Here is a 17,982-nt window from a genome sequence, read left to right on the forward strand (position 1 = left end):
CTCCAAACCAACAACAAGATATTCGTCGCATCAAAAGGTTATGTCTACTTATACGATGCGAATCATGAAACCTAAACGGGAAGCTCAATCCATTTCGATGAGTAACTGAAGAAACCTGTGCGGTTGATCCATTGCAACCGCATTGGTAACAAACTCGAAAGCAGCATCTATTTCGGCGTCGCCGGTTTCAACACATCCATTTGTGGACCAAGTTCCAGTCACCAGGTTAGTCGTGGTTATCACCTGATAATCCAACCCGCGCAGACCGGCGTCGCTTCTGCGACGGTAGACATAGTCCAGCCCACTTCCAAAGGTTGGAAGCATGGCCGCAGAATCTCCATTCGTCGGACTGCCGCCGAGACCATATTCCAACAGGTTGTTGATTTCGTCAGCATCGGGATCGGCGGTATGATCAGCGGCCTCGTCGTACAGGCCGTGTTCGCCGGTCCATACCCGATAGCTGCCTTCGGCATCGTAGAGTTCAACAATCAGTTCGGGCGGCAGGCCGCCTTCCTTGCTCGTAAAGTCGCGGTCGCCGTTGATCTCGTTTTCGATGGCGAAGGAATAGGTGCCGCTGTTGGTGACGACGGCGGTGACGTCCCACTCGCACCACTTCCCGGAAACCGCATGGCTGCCGGCAATGATTTCGCCTAAGGTTGGGCGGGTGTTCCAGGTTACAGCAGTTTCGGCCCACGAACTGGCGGCTGGTCGAACTGTGGCGAGGTCCTCGAGATCGATGGAGTGAAGCCGCAGTTTTACGGAGGCGATTTTACCGGTGATGCTGCCGACCGAAAACTTCACGAGAATTGTTTTAGCATTTTCTCCAACATCGGAACGCAGGCGAACAAAACCCAGTGAGCCTTTATTTTGATCCGGATAGGCTTGAGCAATAAAGGTGTCGTCGGCAGCGGTGAATACATTCGTCAGAGCCGGCTCAACGACGGGCGGTTCCATGCGATTGAGTTCCAGCATATGAAAGACGGCACCTTCGATGCCGACGTTAACGAACTGGAGATTGGCGCTGTTCGAAATGACAGTCTCTGCCTCGATCCAATCGCCGCTATTGGCGTTGGTCACGGTCATGGCGGTTCCGCCACCCTGCCGGAATTCCCAATTGCCTGTTCCGCCGTCGAAGTAGACGACGCGGGCAGTCATCGCCTCGCCTACGGCAAAGACATTAGAGTTGACGGAAAAGTTCATGGTTCCGCCGGCGGGCAGGCTGCGCGCCCACGCGCCGTAGCGGATATTGATTGAACCGATGTTGACGACCTCAGTGGACGTGTCGCCGGGCAGGCGTTCCATCAGGAAATTGTAGTCGCCGGCATAGTTGTCGCCCGTGCCACGCAGCGCCACCCATGCGCCGGGCGTGGCTGAAGGTTCGGCGTGAAGGCCGAGATAGCGGTCGGCAAACTGCCAGGAGGCGTCATATTCAGGTTCGCCAAACAAACCACTAAACAGGGTGGAATAATGAAAGCCGGACATGGAGACGCCGCAGTGCAGATCGGAGAGCAGCCGCCAATAGTTCCACTGCACTTTCGGGAATGCGGTGGCCGGATATTTATCCAGATACTGGAACCAGCCGGCCATTTCGCAGAAGCCGCGCGTTTGCCCGGTCTTGCAGAATTCAAGGTAGCGAGAATAGCGCCAGTCCTGGTTGAATACCTGATTTTGCTCCATTGATGCACCGGTATGGAAAAAACCCAGCTGGCCAGACTCGAACAGCGCGCGGTTCGTTTCGAGAATCGAATCTTCAATGTTGCTGCGGATGTAGACAAAGGTGTGCGGCATGATTCGTTCGATGTGGGTGTCGACGATGGCGTTTTTATAATCAAGCACGATGGAAGCACTGTATTCCGGCCCCTGCTCCACGCCCGGCGGAACGAACCATTGCGACAGGTCGCGGTATTCAGTCGGCACGCTGGTGTGCTCGGTTCCGATCGGGTTGAAATTTTGGCGGACGCCGGAAATGATGGCGTGGTAGGCGTTGGTTTCCAGATAGGTGCCGTAGGCAGCGAGCAGGTTGCTGTAGGCCGAAACAAAGTTGGTATGCCAGAACATCGGAATGCCGATGGTGTCGAAGACCGACGTGTCCCATGTTGTATTGGTATGGTACGGCGCGATGTCGAAGAGCCAATCGGGTTTGTCGTTTCCATTGAGCTTGATGATCGCGTAGCGCCCGGTCTCCTGAATCTGCTTCAAACTTAAATCCAGCCCAGAAAAGTCATACGTTCCCTGCACCGGCTCCACATCCGCCCATTGCAGCGCCTGCCCCGTATGCGCATTATTGGCCTGGATGACGCGGACATAATCCGGGTCGAACCGCTCCGTCCTGGTTTGCAGATCGCATATGCCGACCTGCGAGGGTTCGGCCAAAGCGCCGAACGCCAGCCCAACCATGACCGTAACAACACATATAGGGGTCAGTCCGAACATAGCGTCAACTTTTCTTTGATTGCTCTCACGCCGGCATCTGATTCCTTCCTATACCGGGCTACTGCCCGGTGTATGTTTGAACGAGCACCCATATTAAGCCGATTGCAAAGCCATTCATCCCCAATAACACTTCGGCTCTTCACCCACCATGCAACTGCTTGTTTGACGGGATCAGACTGCTTCATGCCTTTCAAGTCACTTAAGGAAGTCTGTAATTCTGTGATTGCTTGACTCAGCAAACGCAATGCCTCCGATTCATCATGCCGTCTCATCCCCTCGTTTCGATAAGATTCCCGCTTGCGGCCTTGCACGGAAAGGTCGGCCCGCTCCATCAATTCATCCCGGAAGAGATCACCACCCAAATACCATCCGCGCCTTAATTCCTTCCATTCTTCCTCCAGCTTCTCCGATACCCCTCCTTCGAGAATCTCTGATGTCCGTATTTCCATGATCCCGGAATATATTCGGCGTTTTTCTTTACCGCTTCCAACCAGTCCATGAGCGGCAAACACACGGTCACTCTCAAGCCATTCAGGCAAAGGATCGTTTCCAACAAACCTAGGGAAACTACTCCAACCAAAGCGTTTCAACTTGGGATTCTTGGACGCCAACAAACATCCCCGAGCAGGATTCAGGTGGATATAGTCGCTCACCCTTCGGAAATAATCCTCGTTACCAGCATCCACAGGAATCGCTTTATAGCGGCCTTGGAACAAATGGCCACACAGATCATGACGCCTGTTGAAGCGCTGGGTATATGTGCCTTGGAACCATTTCATACCTGCAACCAAATTTGCCTCCGGCGTCTCCAGCAAGAGGTGATAGTGGTTAGGCATCAAAACATAACCATGGATGCGGAACCCGGTTCGTTCACAGACTTCTCCGAGAGCATCAAGAAACAAACGACGGTCATTATCGCCACGAAATATCAACTCCTTGCGATCACCACGACACATCACATGATAGACCGCCCCTGGATATTCAATTCGTACGCTTCTAGCCATGACCGTATAAAAATCCTTAAATTCATACCTCGTCAACTCATTTTGACACAGTGTTCGGACTGACCCCTATTCTGGCCCCTATTGAGCTATCGAGTTTTCTTCAATGATCAGCCTTATGAACTGGTTGGTTGTTCCGACGGTGGCAATGCGGTTGGAGACAAAGTCAAAATCGCCGGCAACCACGTTGGTTCCGATGACGGAATAGCCACCTCGTATCCAACCATTGGAAAGCAGGTTCTCGTTTAGTTCAAGGTAATAGTCCAATCCGCTGTTTGGATCGGATCGGACAGCGTGGATATAGTCAAAATCGACGCCCTCGTTTCCAAAGGTTGGAAGATGTCCCTGATGCAAGGGATTGGTTGGATCGCCGCCGAGTCCGTATTCGTAGAGGTTGGAGAGCAGATCCTGATCGTCATCGCCATCGGATCCTTCCACCAGGCCATATTGGTTCGACCATGAGGCATACGCCGACGTCTTGGTTGCCCACACCGTCGTGTAGCCGTTGGAGACATCATTGTAGTCGGCAAACAGAATGCTGGTTCCATTCGTCCAGCTCTCCTCCCAGTTTTCGGTCAGCATTCCGTCCTGCCCGTTGGCCCAGGCGATGAAGCCTCCGGAGACCAGGCTGGCGAAATCAGCGACGCGGTTGCCTTTCCACAAAAAGCGGCCTTCTCCAAAATTCATCTGCGCGGTATCGCCCATTCGCACGGCAGAAGCAAAGCCTCCCTCCACCTGGAGGGTTCCGCCAAACAAGTTGATGGTGGAGGCCCCCGGATCAGTGTCGCCCCAATCCATCTGAATCCCTCGGGTCATGATGGTGCCATCCGTCAGGTTTACGATTCCGTTCCCGGCACCCTTGCCGATTCGCAGGGGATTCCATATCCCATCGTCGATATGCAGATGGAGAACGCCGCCGTTCATGTTGAGTGTTCCGTCGCCGGTCAGCCCCACATTGAACAGATCGTTGGTGTTGCTGAAGGTTCCGCCGGAGATCGTGAGTTCCCCGCTGGCGGTTGCGTTGTTGCCGCCGAGCGAGGAAACTCCCTCGACCGTAATGCTGCCGGAATTGAGTTCACCAAGACCGAGCCGGGAGCCGAAGCGCCCGAACGTGAGGGTATTCCCCGCATCCACCGCACCGCCATTGACCACCAGCATTCCTATGCCAGCCGAATCTGCGTTGCCGACATCGATGCGGTTATCCACCATCAGATGGCCGCCGCTCGCCACCGTAACCGTGGCGGTACTGTTGTTGGAAACATCGAGATCAAAGGCATAGGCCGTGCTGTCCACCAGCAGATTGCCGCCGATCACCGTATGCTTCACGGCATCGGTTGACCGGGGAACCGGAATGGCATTGGTTCCGGCACTGCCGGCCCAGTTAGTGGCTGTGCGCCAAAGCCCGTCGCCGGAATGGTTCCAGAAATAGGGTTCCATCGCCACCGCATTCACGAAGTGCAGGTTGGTGACATATTCGTTGGATTGAAAATGGTCGGCGCTGACGAGCGGCTGCCCGCCGATGGTGACGTTGTCGAACGTCAGGTTGCGGATCCAGGCATTGGAAGATCCCCAGAGCACGTCCGGCTCGCCGAGTACGCTGGGCGCGACGATTTCAATATTCTGAAACAGCACACCATCGAGATCACCGGGGCCGCGCTGGCGCTCTTCGGGATCGGACCACGGTTCGACACCCTGCATAGCGATCATGAAATGCTGGAGCGTCGGGCGCGGGTCCTCGACGCGGATATTGCGAAAGACCACGTTCGATCCGCCGGTACCGCTCCCCTCCCCGCGCATATTGAACAGGCGCCCGCCAGACCAGTTGTTCCAGGAGGCGCGGGCATAGACCACATCGCAATCCTCCACCACAAGGTTGGGATTTGAGATGCCGCCAACCGGAGAGAGCACGAAGGCAGAGCCGTTGGCGTCGTTCCAATAGACCACGCGCCGAATACCGCGCCCGTTGACGTAGGTCGAGTCGTCCTGCGTGCGGATGAAGCAATCCTCGATCAGCCCGTTGCCGAACGGATTTATGCCGTCACCGTTGCCGCGCCAGGTAACGATTTTGGTCCAGCGGATGTCGGTGGGTGTTTCGGGCGCATAGCCATTGATGAGCATGAGTGAATGCATTGCCGAGTCGGTAATCGTAATCCCTTCAACCGTTGTGTTTTTTGCCCCGACGATATCGATCGGTTTATATTTCCAGTCGTCTTCGTCCGGCGCGGGCGGCGAGTCGTCGTCGGGATGGGGATAGCGTTCGCCAGAAAGGGTGCCATGGCCGAAGATGAGAATATCGTGGCCGTCGTTCCAGACCTTCTGATTATTCAGGGTTCCGTGGACGATGGCATCACCGGGAATATAGTAGTTCTTGTTGGCATGCACGTGGAAGTCGAGGCCAATATCGTGGACGCCGGGCAAGAAGTAGAGCGTATCCCATGGGCCCGTATCCGCCGGAACCACGCCCGGCTGAACGAGAAAGACGTTCGGATCGTTGATGGAGGGCTTGTTCTGAAGAAAGGGGTTGGCGAAGACCGTCAGCGTGTGGATTGGCGGGCCGACATATCCTTTTCCGGTGTCCTGATCATCCATCTGCCCATCGATATCGACCGTGAACAGTGCCGGATCGTCGATCACCACATAGGCCTTGCCTCCGATCACCTCGCACGAGCTGGCCTTGCGCTGCGGATGCACTACGGCGTTGGTGATCGGCGCGCCTCCGACCTTGGAAATCTCAATTTCAACAGGGACGGCGTTGGACATTTCAAAATTAATGTAGGTCTGGCTCCAGTCCTCCAGATGTTCAAAATAGTGATTGGTGCTGCCGCCCTGCTGACAGCGGGTAATAAAAGCAAAGGAGTCAAGCCAGTTGGTCGATCCGACCGTGCGCACTTTGAAGCTGTACTGCTCCGAAGGCGGAAGTCCCGGCACCGCGGGATAGACCTGCAGCCCAGCGTTCTCCGCGAACAGCGGCGAAGCCAGCAGCAACACCGCACTCGTTATGAGTGTCATAATTTTATTCAAAATTCGGTTCTTTTCTTAAAGCGGCTCTACAACAGAAATTTTAGGCAAAATGATTTGGAGCAAAATGATTACTGTGCGGGGTGTTATTTTTAATCATTTTGCTCATAATCATTTTGCAACCTCTCTTTCCAGATCGGGACTAATCGCCTCGGTTAGAATGGAAGGGATTAAGGCATAAGTGGCTGCACCTGATGGATACAGCCACTTCTATCACATTTTCGATGAATTGCAGTTTTATTGCCGCTCGATTTCCAGCTCGATGAACTGCTTATTCTTGCCGGTCATATCGTAGTTATTCGTAACCGTCAGATAGTCGTCGATGACCGGGCCATTAACCTGACTGACGTATCCGTTGGTGCCCGGGGTTCCATTCACCAGATCCGTGGTATCGATCAGCTGATAGAGTACGCTGCTGTCGTTGGCCAGCTTGGCGTGGACATAGCTAAACGTCGAGCCGTCGTTGGATAGGCCGGTCTGGCCGGTGTCCGCCGCATTGGTCGGATTGCCGTTGATGGCATATTCACCCAGATTGGAAAGTCCGTCGTCATCGTCGTCTCCCTCGGCGCCTTCCAGCAGGTTATACTGGAGCGCGAACGAATCGTAGCCGGCAGGCAGCGAGGTTGTGTCAAAGGCCCAGACCGTGGTGTAGCCGCCTAATGCATCGCCGAAATCCGCATACAGAATGCTGGTTCCATTGGTCCAGCTCGTGTCCCAGCTTTCGGTCAGCATGTTGGTCATTCCGTCAGACCAGATTACCAGTCCATTGGTCACGAAACCCGTCACATCGGCAATCCGATCGCCTTTCCAACGGAAGGTACCGCCTTCGATGTGAATTTTCGCATCGTCCTGAAGTTGAACCGCCGAACCAAACCCCCCTTCCACCTGCAACGTTCCGCCGAAGAGGTTGATGGTTTCAACACCCGCATCCGGAGCGGCCTGCCCCACAATCATGCCTCCGGTAAATATTTCTCCGCCATTCAGGTTAACCGTTCCGTTCCCGGATCCCGTTCCAACCCGGAGCGGGTTCCAGATACTATTGGCGATATCCAGCGTCAGCGTGCCGCCATTCATATTGAGCGTTCCGTTGCCGGTGAGCCCGACGAGAAACGTCTCGTGCTCATTGTCATAGGTTCCGTTAACGATGGATAGCGTCCCCGTGGAACCCGCGTTGTTTCCGCCAATGTAGGTTTTGTTCCCCACGGTAATATCGCCGTCAATAAGCTCGCAGATACCATTCCGGCCGGTACCGAATCGACCGAAATAGAGATCATTCACCACATTTACTGAACCGCCATCGACGGAAAGTACGCCCACACCTGTGGTGCCTGCGCTGCCCAAAACCATGGTGTTCGAAACGGTCAGGCTTCCGCCCGTGACTACCGAAACCGTGGCGGTGCTGTTGTGAGAAATTTCCATATCCAGCGCCTGCACTTGGGAAGGCACCGTTAAAACGCCACCGATGCTGTCATGCTTCGCAAGGTCGACCGAGGTCGGCACGGTGAGGATATCCCAGTTGTTGGATGTGGTATAGAGCCCGTCGCCACTAAGATTGTTGAATACATTGGTGGTCGGACCGTCCAGATCCGGCGGAAGTTGCGGCGGCGGAACAATAGTGGCCGTGTTGTAGGCCCAGACCGTCGAGAAACCAGGCACGGCATCGTTGTAATCCGCATAGAGAATGCTTTCTCCGTTGGTCCAGCTGTATTCCCAGGCACCCGTCAGCATATTGGTCATGCCGTTGGTCCAGGTAATGGAGCCGCCATCCACGAAATTGGTGATCGAGTCGAGCCGGTCGCCTTTCCATTGCAAAGCCCCGCCTTCAAAATGCATTTGAGCCGCATTGACCATTTCAACCGCACTGGCGTAGCCGCCCAGAACTTCCAGAGTACCGCCCAGCAGGTTAACGTCGCCACCGCCCGCGCCGCGGTCGATGTCGATTACCGTTGCCTTGATGGTACCGCCCGACAGATTGACCGTACCCGCTCCGCCCGCTTCACCAACCTGAAAGGCCGAATTAGTCGCAATCAACGTTCCTCCGCTCATCTCCAGTTTTCCGGGTGAGTTTCTGCCAATAACGGTATTTGCCAAACTTTCATAGGAGCCGCCGGTCATCGAAAAGAGATTCTCGACCGTGCTGGCAGCATTGTTGCCCAGCCACAGGGCGTTGGTAACGGTTAAACTGCCGGAATTGACCTCCAGCGTGCTCACTCCGGTGGAGGTTGCGCCGACAATTATGTTTCTTGCAACCCGAACCTCGCCGCCATCTACGCTGAATTTCCCTTTGGCTGCACCAAACGTACCGAATTTTAAATCCTGGGCAACATTCAATACACCGTTGCTAATGACCGACACGGAGGTTTCGTTATTGTGGGCAATCAGCAAATCTTTGACCACCGCCGCCCCATTGACCAACAACGGATTATCGGGCGTCTTCACATGTTTAACCACATCCGTGGCATCGGGAACCGGCAGAAGGGTCGTTCCCGTAGTATCCGCCCAGTTGGATGCCGTGCCCCACAAATGGTCGCCCGAGGCATCCCAGAAAAACTTATCAACGGCATGGCCGTTCATCGATGCAACCATCAGAGCCGCCAAACTCAGTATCATCGTATGTTTTTTCATCTTTTCTTCCTCCTTGGTTAATTAAATTTGCAGTAATCGACGAATAAACAGCATGCCGCCGCCCATCAAAGCAATCAGGCCCAGCGACGCCGGTTCCGGGATGGCTACGGCCCATACGGTGGTGTATCCGGCGTTGGCATCGTTGTAATCCGCATAGAGAACACTTGTGCCGTTCGTCCAGCTGGCATCCCAGTTGTCGGTCAACATGGCATCCATCCCGTTCTCCCAGCTCACGAAACCGCCGTCCACCAGATCGGTGAAACCATTGACTTGGTTCCCCTTCCAAATAAAAGTCCCCTCATCGAAGGCCATTTGTGCATCATCCTGCATGCCCACAGCGGCAGCGAAGGCGCCTTCCACCTGCAGGGTTCCGCCCAAGAGGTTGAGCGTGGCCGTTCCCGCAGCGTTCTGATCCATTAACATTCCGCCGGTTAAAATCGTCCCTCCATTGAGGTTGAGCGTGCCGTTCCCGGAACCGCTCCCGATTCTAAGGGCATTCCATACCACACCGGTATCTTCCTGCAGCTGGAGAACGCCGCCGTTCATGTTGAGCGTGCCTTCACCGCTCAGCCCCACATTGAAAATACCGCTCGTGTTGATGTAGTTTCCGCCGGAAATCGAGAGCTCGCCGGAGGCCGTCGCATTGTTTCCCCCAATGGTGCTAGTCCCTCCGACCGTAATGCTTCCTGAATTGAGTTCGCCGATCCCATGGCGGGATCCGAACCGTCCAAACGTCATGGTATTTCCCACATTTACCGCGCCACCATCCACCACCAGTTTCCCTGTGCCAGTGGTTCCCGCGTTGCCGACATCCATCCGGTCGCCGACGGTCAGGCTGCCGCCCGTTACGACCGAAATCGTGGCCGTACTGTTGTGCGATACATCCACGTCCGCCGCATAGGCCGCGCTGTCCACTGTTAGAACAACCCCTTTACTCGTATGCTTTGCCCAGTCGGAAGCCGTCGGAAGGCCGCCAATCCAGTTCGCCGGAGTAGACCAAAAACCGTCCCCGCCGCCGTTGTTGAACGTATTCGTCGTTGCAGCACCATTCATGGCCATAGCCATAAAACACACAACACCCCATCTCATCGCTCTTTTATACATGCTTCCCATTCTCCAGTAATTATTTTCCACTAGTATGGATACAATTAGGTATACGAGCGAAACAGAGCGATCTACACAGAGGAATGAAAAAAAACTAATCGAGGTTCTTTTCAACCACCTTAACGCGTGCAGGCAGGGGGTTGAGCTGCTCTTCCGATAATTGCCCGGGGGAGATGATCAGCTGCGTCAGATGCACAAAGCGCTTCAGCGGCCAGAGTTTGGTCATCGGAGTTCCGCGAATATCAAGGGTTTCGACGGCGGTATCAATTTCCTTCCAAAGCTCTTCGACCTCCGAGCCGCTCAAATCAAGCGTTCGCGGATTGAGGCCGATCAAAACGGATTTCTGAGTCGAGACCCTCCACAGTCCTTTTCCGCCCATGCGCAGGCGGCTTGCCACCGCGTCGTATTCAAACCAGCCGTCGGTCCAATCCGGGTTGATCAGCTGCAAATAGACCTCCAGAATTTCCGCCCGCTCTTCCAGATCGAACCGCTGCCGCTGGTCCTGAAGCAAGATGCTCAACATCAAGGGTTCATGAATGTGTACACGCTGCAGGATATCAACCACCTGCGGAGCCGACAGCTTTTCATCATCCACCTTGATCCCGGCATAAATGCGGGTCGTTTCACAAACGTCGTCCTTCCGATGCATCCCCCGCTCGATATAGGGCAGCGCCGCGTTGAACTGCTGGAGAATGAAATAGTGAACACCCAGTTCCCGGAGCAAAAACTCATTGGCGGGATCATTCTCCAGCGCGGCCAGCAAAATGGCTTCGGCCCGTTTCTGATCGCCATGAAACTGGTAGCGCTCGGCCAGCGCCGCAATCGACTCCGCATTTTTAAAACTCATTTTTTCGAGATCGCTCTGGCCGGCTTCGTAGAGCGCCAGCGTGTTTTCCGCAGCTCGCCGCGCCTCGCTCACTTTCCAGAACGATCCCACCGCTCCAGCCACGATGACCAGCACGGAACCAAAGAGAGTCAGGCAAAAGCGGCGGTTGCGGCGATAGAACAAGCTCAACTGCTTCAGCACCCGGGCGTTTTCGGCCTGCGTGGCAAATCCAGTTAGATAGCGATGAACCTCCGTGCGCAACGCATCAACCGAGCCGTAGCGTTGCGCGGGGTTGGTCGCCAGCGCCTTCATCACCACTGCGCTGAGGCTTTTGGGAATCTCCCGCTCCGGCGTCCGTTCGGTTGGCGAAACAATGGCACCGTCCTTTGTACGCTTCAGTATTTCCTCGTCATCGCCGGTGAGGGGCCTCAAGAGCGTCAGCAGCGAATAGAGGATGCAGCCCAGCCCGTAGATATCGGTTCGGGCATCCAACTCCATGTCTTCCGCCAGCTGTTCCGGCGCCATATAGCCAAGCGTCCCTTTAATCTGGCCGAACAAGTTCGTTGACCCCAGCAGATCGGGATTGAACAGCATGCGGTCCAGCTCCTGCAGATCGTCGCCGCCCAGCACCCGGCCCAGCCCCCAGTCGCATACCAGCACCTGGCCATATTCGCCGATCTGGACATTGGCCGGCTTTAGATCGAGATGCAAAACATGAAGCGAGTGGGCATACGAAACGGCATCGCACACCTTGATAAAAATTTGCAGCAGGGCTTCCAACGGATAGCGCGCCTGCATTTTTCGGTCTCCGGCATGAAGCTTTTCAATCAGCTCCCGCAACGAATCCCCTTGCTTCAGATCCATCGTAAAATAGGGCTGCCCCGGCGTTTTCACACCCACATCGTGGATCGTCATAATGTTGGGATGGTCGAGCAACGCAGTCAGCCAGGCCTCATGGATAAAGGGATCGCGCAAATCCTCCGGCGCATCATCGCGCAGCATCGCCATGGCCAACGGCCGCTTGGCGCGCGCGTCGTAGACCTTGAAGATCCGCTTCATGCCGCCCTCGGCAATCAGCTCGGCGGATTGGTAGCGCTGCGTCACCTGCGAAAGGCTATGCAATGATGGATTGATTTCCTTTTCACCCATCTCATCATACTTTTCCGCCATAAAGTACAGCGTTTCCAGCCGCTCCTCGGCCGAATCCCCTGCAAAGCGATCCTGTTCCGGTGTCTTTTTCATCAACCTTCCAACTGCTCCATCAGAGCATGGACTTCTTTAATGTAGCGCGCCTTGACGCGGTTCCGCAGCGTATAAACCGACGTCGTCTTCAGCTTCAGCTGCTTCGCGATCTCCTCCGTGGACTTCCCGTCCAAGCTCAACGCGAACACATTAACCGCTTCCCCCGAAAACACCTTGCACATGCGTTCCATCGCCAGGCCGGTCAAATAGATGATCCATTCCTTTTCGATCATCGCCTCCACCTCGGTCGCGGGGGTTTCGCGCAAGTGGTTCGCAATTTCCTGCTCCTTTGCCATTGCAGTGGATCGACGTTTTTCGCGGGCAAAATAATCCCACACCGCATTGCGCACCACCCGCGCCAGCCAGGTACGGAAACCAGACTGGCTCCGGTCATAGGTTTTGAGGCTCTTCCACAGTTTGATCAGAACCTCCTGCACCAAATCATGGAAATCGTCGGCATTGATGCTCATGCGGTGCAGCAGGTGGAAGATAAACTTTTCGTAATACTTCACGAACTCCGCCCACGCCTCTTCGTCGGTTGGATCCTTCGCCCGCATCAGCAGCGACTGCCGCGTTTTCTACTCTTCGCTCAAACTCTCTCCTTCACATCGATTGTAAGACCGTAACACACCGATCAATGATGCCATCTACATCCTTAATGGAAAAGGTTGCGCCAACCTGGATCAGATCCGATGTAGTGATGCCGGACCATTTTCCATTAATGCCCAACGCGTGCTCATCGAGTTCGGGAGTCGGGGTCAGGTCGTATGCGGGCGACAACTGCCACTGGTTGGCCGACGTCATCAGAAATGCGTGGTTGCGCACATGGTCATCGCGATTGCCGCTCAGCACATTGAAGACCATGCGCCGGAACATTTCTTCGACCTCGCGGTAGTCGCGCGTCAAAGCCGACACCACCCGCAGCAACTCTTCATAGCTCGCTCCGTAACGGACAGGCAACTTATGGGCCACACCGCTGAAGGAGTGCGTATGAAGCCTACTTCCTTCGCAACGGTCAAAGCGCTCAATCAAAAGATGGGCATACGAATGCCCCTCATCGTCCATTCCTTCCAGCAACCAGTGACGGGGCGTGCGGATTCCAGCCTCCCGGGCCTGACCGAGCATCACGGCCTCCTGTCGGCAAACCGTTTCTTTTCCCTGCGGCATGGCCACGCCCAAATCGAGCTTAAGCAGACAAGGGATACAGCCTTCCGGCAGGCGCTGCGAACCCACCACGATCCGTTTTTCCTCCGGGTTCCAGCCCACACAAAGCTTGGGATAGCGCCCGCCGGGATTAGAGCCCGCCTGCTGCATGATTTTCGAGCCGGGCAATCCCCCCTCGGCCATCTGCAAAATCTGTCGTGAAAAATGGACGGCCTTCTTGAGCGATCCGATTTCGTAGGCATCCTCCGACTCCGCCGGGTGATAGCTTAACGCCCCCAGTCCGCCTTCGCCAACAAGCGCTAACCGCTTCAGCATCGAAACCCGAACCGGATCAATCCCGGCCTCGCGCAAACGCCGGTCCATGATGGTTCGCCCCCAATAATCAGGCAATGAATCGGCACAGAGCCCAGGCAAGCCACCCTCGAACGGGCTCTTGACTTCAATGACACCAGACTGCAATGGAAGATAGAACGGCGACAGCTCCGTGCCCGAACGAAGAAATTGCTCGTCGTATTGGAACAACATCTTTCCAGTATCATCGTTCAACACACCAACCACGGCATCCAGGCATCGGACTTCCAGCCTCATGACTTCCTCGCCCGCTTGCGCTTTGGAGCAATCGAATCAAGCTCCTTCAAATCCCGCAGCGGTGGCGGCTGAAGCAGCAACTCCAAATCTCCCATGCGATTAAGCGCATGAACCACAGCGACAAAGCGCTCCAGCGAAATCTGGTTTTCCTGCTCAAACCGGCGATAGGTGCGCAACGAAATTCCGGCCCGCGCAGCCACCTCCTGCTGGGTCATGTTTTGCGACAACCGAACCTCCCGGCATCGCGCCACCAACTCACCCGTAACTTCAGAATTTGTCTTAAGTGCCCACATAATGTTCCTTAACCAATAAAACAGAACTTATATAACGCTATTTGGACATTAATAAAAGAAAAAACTTCGTACCATTAAGCGGGAGCGCAATTACACTTCTCCCACCCGAATGACACGCACAAATGAAATGACTGCCTCGACTTCCAAACCTCGGAAAACAATATCGTATTCCATGTTCTTGGCGGAAAAGACGGCGTTTTTCAGGAAGTACGTGGCGGTTTTCAGCTTGCCGGAACCCGTCAGCTTGATGGTGCGTTTTTGCCGACCGGCGCTCATCTGAACCTTGCCTTTTCCGATATCAAAGTAGGTAATCTTGATCGCCACATCGACGGGCTTTCCGCCACACCAGCGGTCATCGATGGCGAGGCCAATGCGCTTGCCGGAGCGGGCGATATAATCGTAGCTGCGGTTCTTTTCCACCATCCACATTTTGATGGGGTGTTCGATCTGGACGGCGGGTTCGGTTTCGAAGCCATCAGAGTCGCGCTGATAGAGCCAGCGCTCCCAGTTTTTGGCGGCGCCATATTTCCGCAGATAACTCTCGCGCATGAAACACCAGATATCCGGCGTATCCTCAACGGTGCGCCCCAACTCCAGCGCCACGAAGGGCAGCAGTTCGGGGACGATCGTATCCTTGTTGTGCACATAGGAACAGCGCATCTGCAACAGGCGCAGGTTGGCGCAGAAATAGCGATAGGCAAAACTGTCGGTGGTTTTACCGAAACGGAACCCGCGCTCAGCGGTCGCCCACGCTTCTTCATACTCCTCATTCACTTCGCCATGGAATGGATTCCGACGCAGCACCGGCGAGTTTTCATCGACGACCACATACCCGTTTTCATCAATCGTCTGGCCAATATTTTCATCCGGAAGCGTGTAGAGATACATCTCCACAAAGCCGCGCCGCACGCCGAAGCCCTTTTTAAAACCGTACTCGCTCGGCCCGCCCATGAACACCCGGTTTTCCAACCCCTGGAAAGCGAGCCCCCAGGCATCGAGCCGCTCAATCACATGCGGATCGCCGTCCGGCCCGATGCCCTCGTCGCCAAACGATGGCGAAGCATAGCCGACATACGCCGCCCGCAGCATCTGCGGGATGCCGCTCTTTCCGAACGACTCGATCAGCGCGATATAGCGCTTGTGGAATTCGGGATGCGACACCTCGTAGTTTTCGTTGTTCGCTCCTTCTTTTTCTACATGGGAAGGAATGTCGTATTTTTCCAGCCAGCGCGGCGCGGCGCCTTTTTCCCGCGAATAACTTCCATTCTTCCCCATCGCCTTCGCTGATGTAAGAATACGCAGAACCGAATCGCTGCCCTGCGCCCGGGTTTCTTCTATGCGTGCCTTTACGAGATCCCAGCGGTAGACGCCTTCCTCAGGCTCAATGTCGCGCCAGTTAATCCAATGCAGCGTGACGGCGTTTACCGGGAAATGGGTCTCAATCTTCTGAATCGGTTTGTTCAGCCCGATCATGCGTTGCAACCCCATTAAAGAGTTTGGTGCAGGCTGCACCTCCGTTGGCATCGACCAATCCCACCCATCGATCACATCATCCGTCGTGCGCCACGCCTGAGGCTGGATTTCAGACAGCGGCGTCTTGGCATACTCCGGCCAATACGGCCACGCTTCCGGTGGCGATGCCAAAACCGGAAGCGCGAATCCCCAGAACAACAGAACAGTCCAATTCATAAACACCCGCTCGTAAACTCGCTTAAGGCACTAAGAACACCAAGGAAGATTCTTCATGAACTTCGTGCCTTTGTGTTTACTTGGTTTTTTCGGTGTAGTGGATGAATACGCAGCCGTGCGGAGCGAGTTCAACCTTACCGAGTTTGAACGGGGCCCCTTTCCAGACATTGGAAAGTTCGTATTTCTTGTCGGGATCAAGCCCAAGGCTCTTGACTGAAACGAAGGTCTCTGCCTTTTCATCCATGCGGTTGAAGACCGCAACCCAGCCGTTGTCTTTGTCGGTGCCGCGCTCTTCAGTGAGCCAGGTCTGAATATATTTCTTATTGCTGATGAGATGCCCCATCTTGCCGTTCTGATTGCAGGCAATCATTTCCTTGCTGGTCAGCACCCGCAGGTCGTCGCCCTTGAGCGTCGGCAGCACGCCGCCCATCATCAATGGCGAGGCGCTCAAAGCCCGCATGGCCATGAAGGTTTCTTTTTGCGGAACCGTGAAATGATCCTGACGGTGCGCGCCTTCACCGGCCATCTTGTGGGTGGTGCCTCTCGGAATCATGACCTGGAGTTCGCCGATCGGAATCATATCCATATCAAACCAAAAGCCCTCGCGGACCGGGACATACTGCCACGTCAGCCACGAGTCGAAGCATTCGTCGATATCATGTTGATTGTCCCACACGTCGGTGGTCACACGCAGCATGTCGGCTTTTTCATAGAGCTTAATTTCGTTGCCGAGCACGCGCCCTCCCGGCGATAGACTCAGCGTCATCCGACGTCCGCACTTGGCGATGGCTTTCTGCACCGCGGCGATTTCATCGGGAAAGCTGACAATGTCGTCGGCCTTGATGAAGTCGATGCCATAGTCGGCCAGCAGCTGAATCCAGCCGTCATAGTATTCCTGCGCACCCGGTTTGGACATATCCACGCCGTAAGTATGCTGGTTCCAACCGCAGATGCTGTTCGTGTCGGCGATGTCGGCCGCGAAATATTTCGTGCCCTTGACCGGCGTGTTCTGCTCCACCGCTTTGCGGGGCATGCCGCGCAGGAAGTGGACGCCGAATTTCACGCCGTTTTTATGGCACTCGTCGGCAATGCCCTTGAGACCGTTCGGGAAATAGGTTTTCGACGGGATAAAATAGCCGTCTTCGTTCATGTTGATGCCAAACCCTTTATCCGTGGTCGGGAACAGAGTTCCGGGCTGGAGCTCGTATTCGATGTACCAACCCCCATCGATCACGAAATAGTCATAGCCCAGCGGCTTAAAGGTTTCGACGAACGTCTTCAAGTTGTCAAAACACGCCTGCTCGTGGGCGTAGGTGCCATACGAATCATAGCTGTTCCACCCCATCGGCGGGGTCGGCGCCAACGGCTCCCGTATACGGTTCCCCATCGCCAAAGCGCCGCCAACCATCGCCACACAACTAAGTACTGATATAATTCTGGTCTTCATAGATCCTCGTTTCGTCGTTTATTACTGTGAATCTATATATACGACAAAGCTCTGTCGTTTCTAAACAGTGACAATTGACTAGATGAAAATCTATTGCCCCGCTGCCAGCACTGATAGCGAGGGTTTTCTTTTCCAGAGCCCTTGGGGAGAGCCGAAATCCATGATCTTGCTGCTGACAGGCTGGGACGAGACGCTAATTGGATTTAAGTCCGAATGGCATATCACTTCCTTTGAGGAACTTGCAAAACCTCTGGCTTTGCCGTTCCGGCTACTGGTTTTCAGTTATTCGTTATTAGGCAAAACCCATTCGTCTGCAGTGTATAACACCGATAACTAATAACAATTAACTGATAACTGCCGCTCAAAACCGGGAGGTTTTGCAAGCGGCTCCTTTGTCTATGAAATGATTGCCCGCGGGCAGCCCCGCGGCAAGGTGCTCTGTTCTGATGGAAAATGGTTCGGGGCAACCTATCCCGAAGACAAGCCCGCCGTTGTTGCCGCCCTGCAGGCCATGCACAACGCGGGAAATATCCATCCAAGCTTTAGAGTTAA

The 17,982-nt window shown here is 54.8% G+C and carries 11 protein-coding genes; all 11 read right to left on the reverse strand.

The window, feature by feature from the left end:
* Nucleotides 1-84 precede the first annotated feature (84 nt).
* The 11 genes from SCARR_RS13415 to SCARR_RS13465 all read right to left on the reverse strand — a co-directional run bounded on the left by SCARR_RS13415 (nucleotide 85) and on the right by SCARR_RS13465 (nucleotide 17,430).
* Complete coding sequence (locus SCARR_RS13415) at nucleotides 85-2,433, reverse strand: CBM96 family carbohydrate-binding protein (RefSeq protein ID WP_136062200.1); 2,349 nt, start codon at nucleotides 2,431-2,433, stop codon at nucleotides 85-87.
* Nucleotides 2,421-3,437 (reverse strand): transposase, encoded by a 1,017-nt coding sequence (locus tag SCARR_RS13420; RefSeq protein ID WP_136062201.1) that lies wholly within the window; start codon nucleotides 3,435-3,437, stop codon nucleotides 2,421-2,423. The genes SCARR_RS13415 and SCARR_RS13420 overlap by 13 nt, the downstream gene beginning before the upstream one ends.
* A gap of 78 nt (nucleotides 3,438-3,515) precedes the next feature.
* A complete protein-coding gene (locus tag SCARR_RS28495) occupies nucleotides 3,516-6,443 on the reverse strand; it encodes a glycoside hydrolase family protein (RefSeq protein ID WP_187356376.1) in 2,928 nt (975 codons plus the stop codon).
* A 246-nt stretch (nucleotides 6,444-6,689) separates the two neighbouring features.
* A complete protein-coding gene (locus SCARR_RS13430; protein WP_136062202.1) occupies nucleotides 6,690-9,077 on the reverse strand; it encodes an autotransporter outer membrane beta-barrel domain-containing protein in 2,388 nt (795 codons plus the stop codon).
* A gap of 21 nt (nucleotides 9,078-9,098) precedes the next feature.
* Nucleotides 9,099-10,181: a PEP-CTERM sorting domain-containing protein gene (locus tag SCARR_RS13435; protein ID WP_168433295.1), complete on the reverse strand. Its 1,083-nt coding sequence runs from the start codon at nucleotides 10,179-10,181 to the stop codon at nucleotides 9,099-9,101.
* A 94-nt stretch (nucleotides 10,182-10,275) separates the two neighbouring features.
* Nucleotides 10,276-12,249: a serine/threonine-protein kinase gene (locus SCARR_RS13440; RefSeq protein WP_136062204.1), complete on the reverse strand. Its 1,974-nt coding sequence runs from the start codon at nucleotides 12,247-12,249 to the stop codon at nucleotides 10,276-10,278.
* Nucleotides 12,249-12,806, reverse strand: a complete 558-nt coding sequence (locus SCARR_RS13445) for an RNA polymerase sigma factor (RefSeq protein ID WP_136062205.1) — start codon at nucleotides 12,804-12,806, stop codon at nucleotides 12,249-12,251. The genes SCARR_RS13440 and SCARR_RS13445 overlap by 1 nt, the downstream gene beginning before the upstream one ends.
* 46 nt (nucleotides 12,807-12,852) lie before the next feature.
* The gene (locus SCARR_RS13450; RefSeq protein WP_136062206.1) at nucleotides 12,853-14,001 is read right to left on the reverse strand and encodes a type II toxin-antitoxin system HipA family toxin; all 1,149 of its coding nucleotides are present in this window, start codon (nucleotides 13,999-14,001) and stop codon (nucleotides 12,853-12,855) included.
* Nucleotides 13,998-14,294 (reverse strand): helix-turn-helix domain-containing protein, encoded by a 297-nt coding sequence (locus tag SCARR_RS13455; protein ID WP_136062207.1) that lies wholly within the window; start codon nucleotides 14,292-14,294, stop codon nucleotides 13,998-14,000. The genes SCARR_RS13450 and SCARR_RS13455 overlap by 4 nt, the downstream gene beginning before the upstream one ends.
* A gap of 90 nt (nucleotides 14,295-14,384) precedes the next feature.
* A complete protein-coding gene (locus tag SCARR_RS13460) occupies nucleotides 14,385-15,983 on the reverse strand; it encodes a hypothetical protein (RefSeq protein ID WP_136062208.1) in 1,599 nt (532 codons plus the stop codon).
* A gap of 76 nt (nucleotides 15,984-16,059) precedes the next feature.
* The gene (locus SCARR_RS13465) at nucleotides 16,060-17,430 is read right to left on the reverse strand and encodes a glycoside hydrolase family 27 protein (RefSeq protein ID WP_136062209.1); all 1,371 of its coding nucleotides are present in this window, start codon (nucleotides 17,428-17,430) and stop codon (nucleotides 16,060-16,062) included.
* Nucleotides 17,431-17,982 lie beyond the last annotated feature (552 nt).

This window comes from Pontiella sulfatireligans (genome assembly GCF_900890705.1).
GTDB lineage: Bacteria > Verrucomicrobiota > Kiritimatiellia > Kiritimatiellales > Pontiellaceae > Pontiella > Pontiella sulfatireligans.

What these genes read in the sequence shown, in the direction of transcription:
- SCARR_RS13415 (WP_136062200.1), bottom strand. Translation starts at nt 2,433, where the DNA reads ATGTTCGGACTGACCCCTATATGTGTTGTTACGGTCATGGTTGGGCTG.
- SCARR_RS13420 (WP_136062201.1), bottom strand. Translation starts at nt 3,437, where the DNA reads ATGGCTAGAAGCGTACGAATTGAATATCCAGGGGCGGTCTATCATGTG.
- SCARR_RS28495 (WP_187356376.1), bottom strand. Translation starts at nt 6,443, where the DNA reads ATGACACTCATAACGAGTGCGGTGTTGCTGCTGGCTTCGCCGCTGTTC.
- SCARR_RS13430 (WP_136062202.1), bottom strand. Translation starts at nt 9,077, where the DNA reads ATGAAAAAACATACGATGATACTGAGTTTGGCGGCTCTGATGGTTGCA.
- SCARR_RS13435 (WP_168433295.1), bottom strand. Translation starts at nt 10,181, where the DNA reads ATGTATAAAAGAGCGATGAGATGGGGTGTTGTGTGTTTTATGGCTATG.
- SCARR_RS13440 (WP_136062204.1), bottom strand. Translation starts at nt 12,249, where the DNA reads ATGAAAAAGACACCGGAACAGGATCGCTTTGCAGGGGATTCGGCCGAG.
- SCARR_RS13445 (WP_136062205.1), bottom strand. Translation starts at nt 12,806, where the DNA reads ATGCGGGCGAAGGATCCAACCGACGAAGAGGCGTGGGCGGAGTTCGTG.
- SCARR_RS13450 (WP_136062206.1), bottom strand. Translation starts at nt 14,001, where the DNA reads ATGAGGCTGGAAGTCCGATGCCTGGATGCCGTGGTTGGTGTGTTGAAC.
- SCARR_RS13455 (WP_136062207.1), bottom strand. Translation starts at nt 14,294, where the DNA reads ATGTGGGCACTTAAGACAAATTCTGAAGTTACGGGTGAGTTGGTGGCG.
- SCARR_RS13460 (WP_136062208.1), bottom strand. Translation starts at nt 15,983, where the DNA reads ATGAATTGGACTGTTCTGTTGTTCTGGGGATTCGCGCTTCCGGTTTTG.
- SCARR_RS13465 (WP_136062209.1), bottom strand. Translation starts at nt 17,430, where the DNA reads ATGAAGACCAGAATTATATCAGTACTTAGTTGTGTGGCGATGGTTGGC.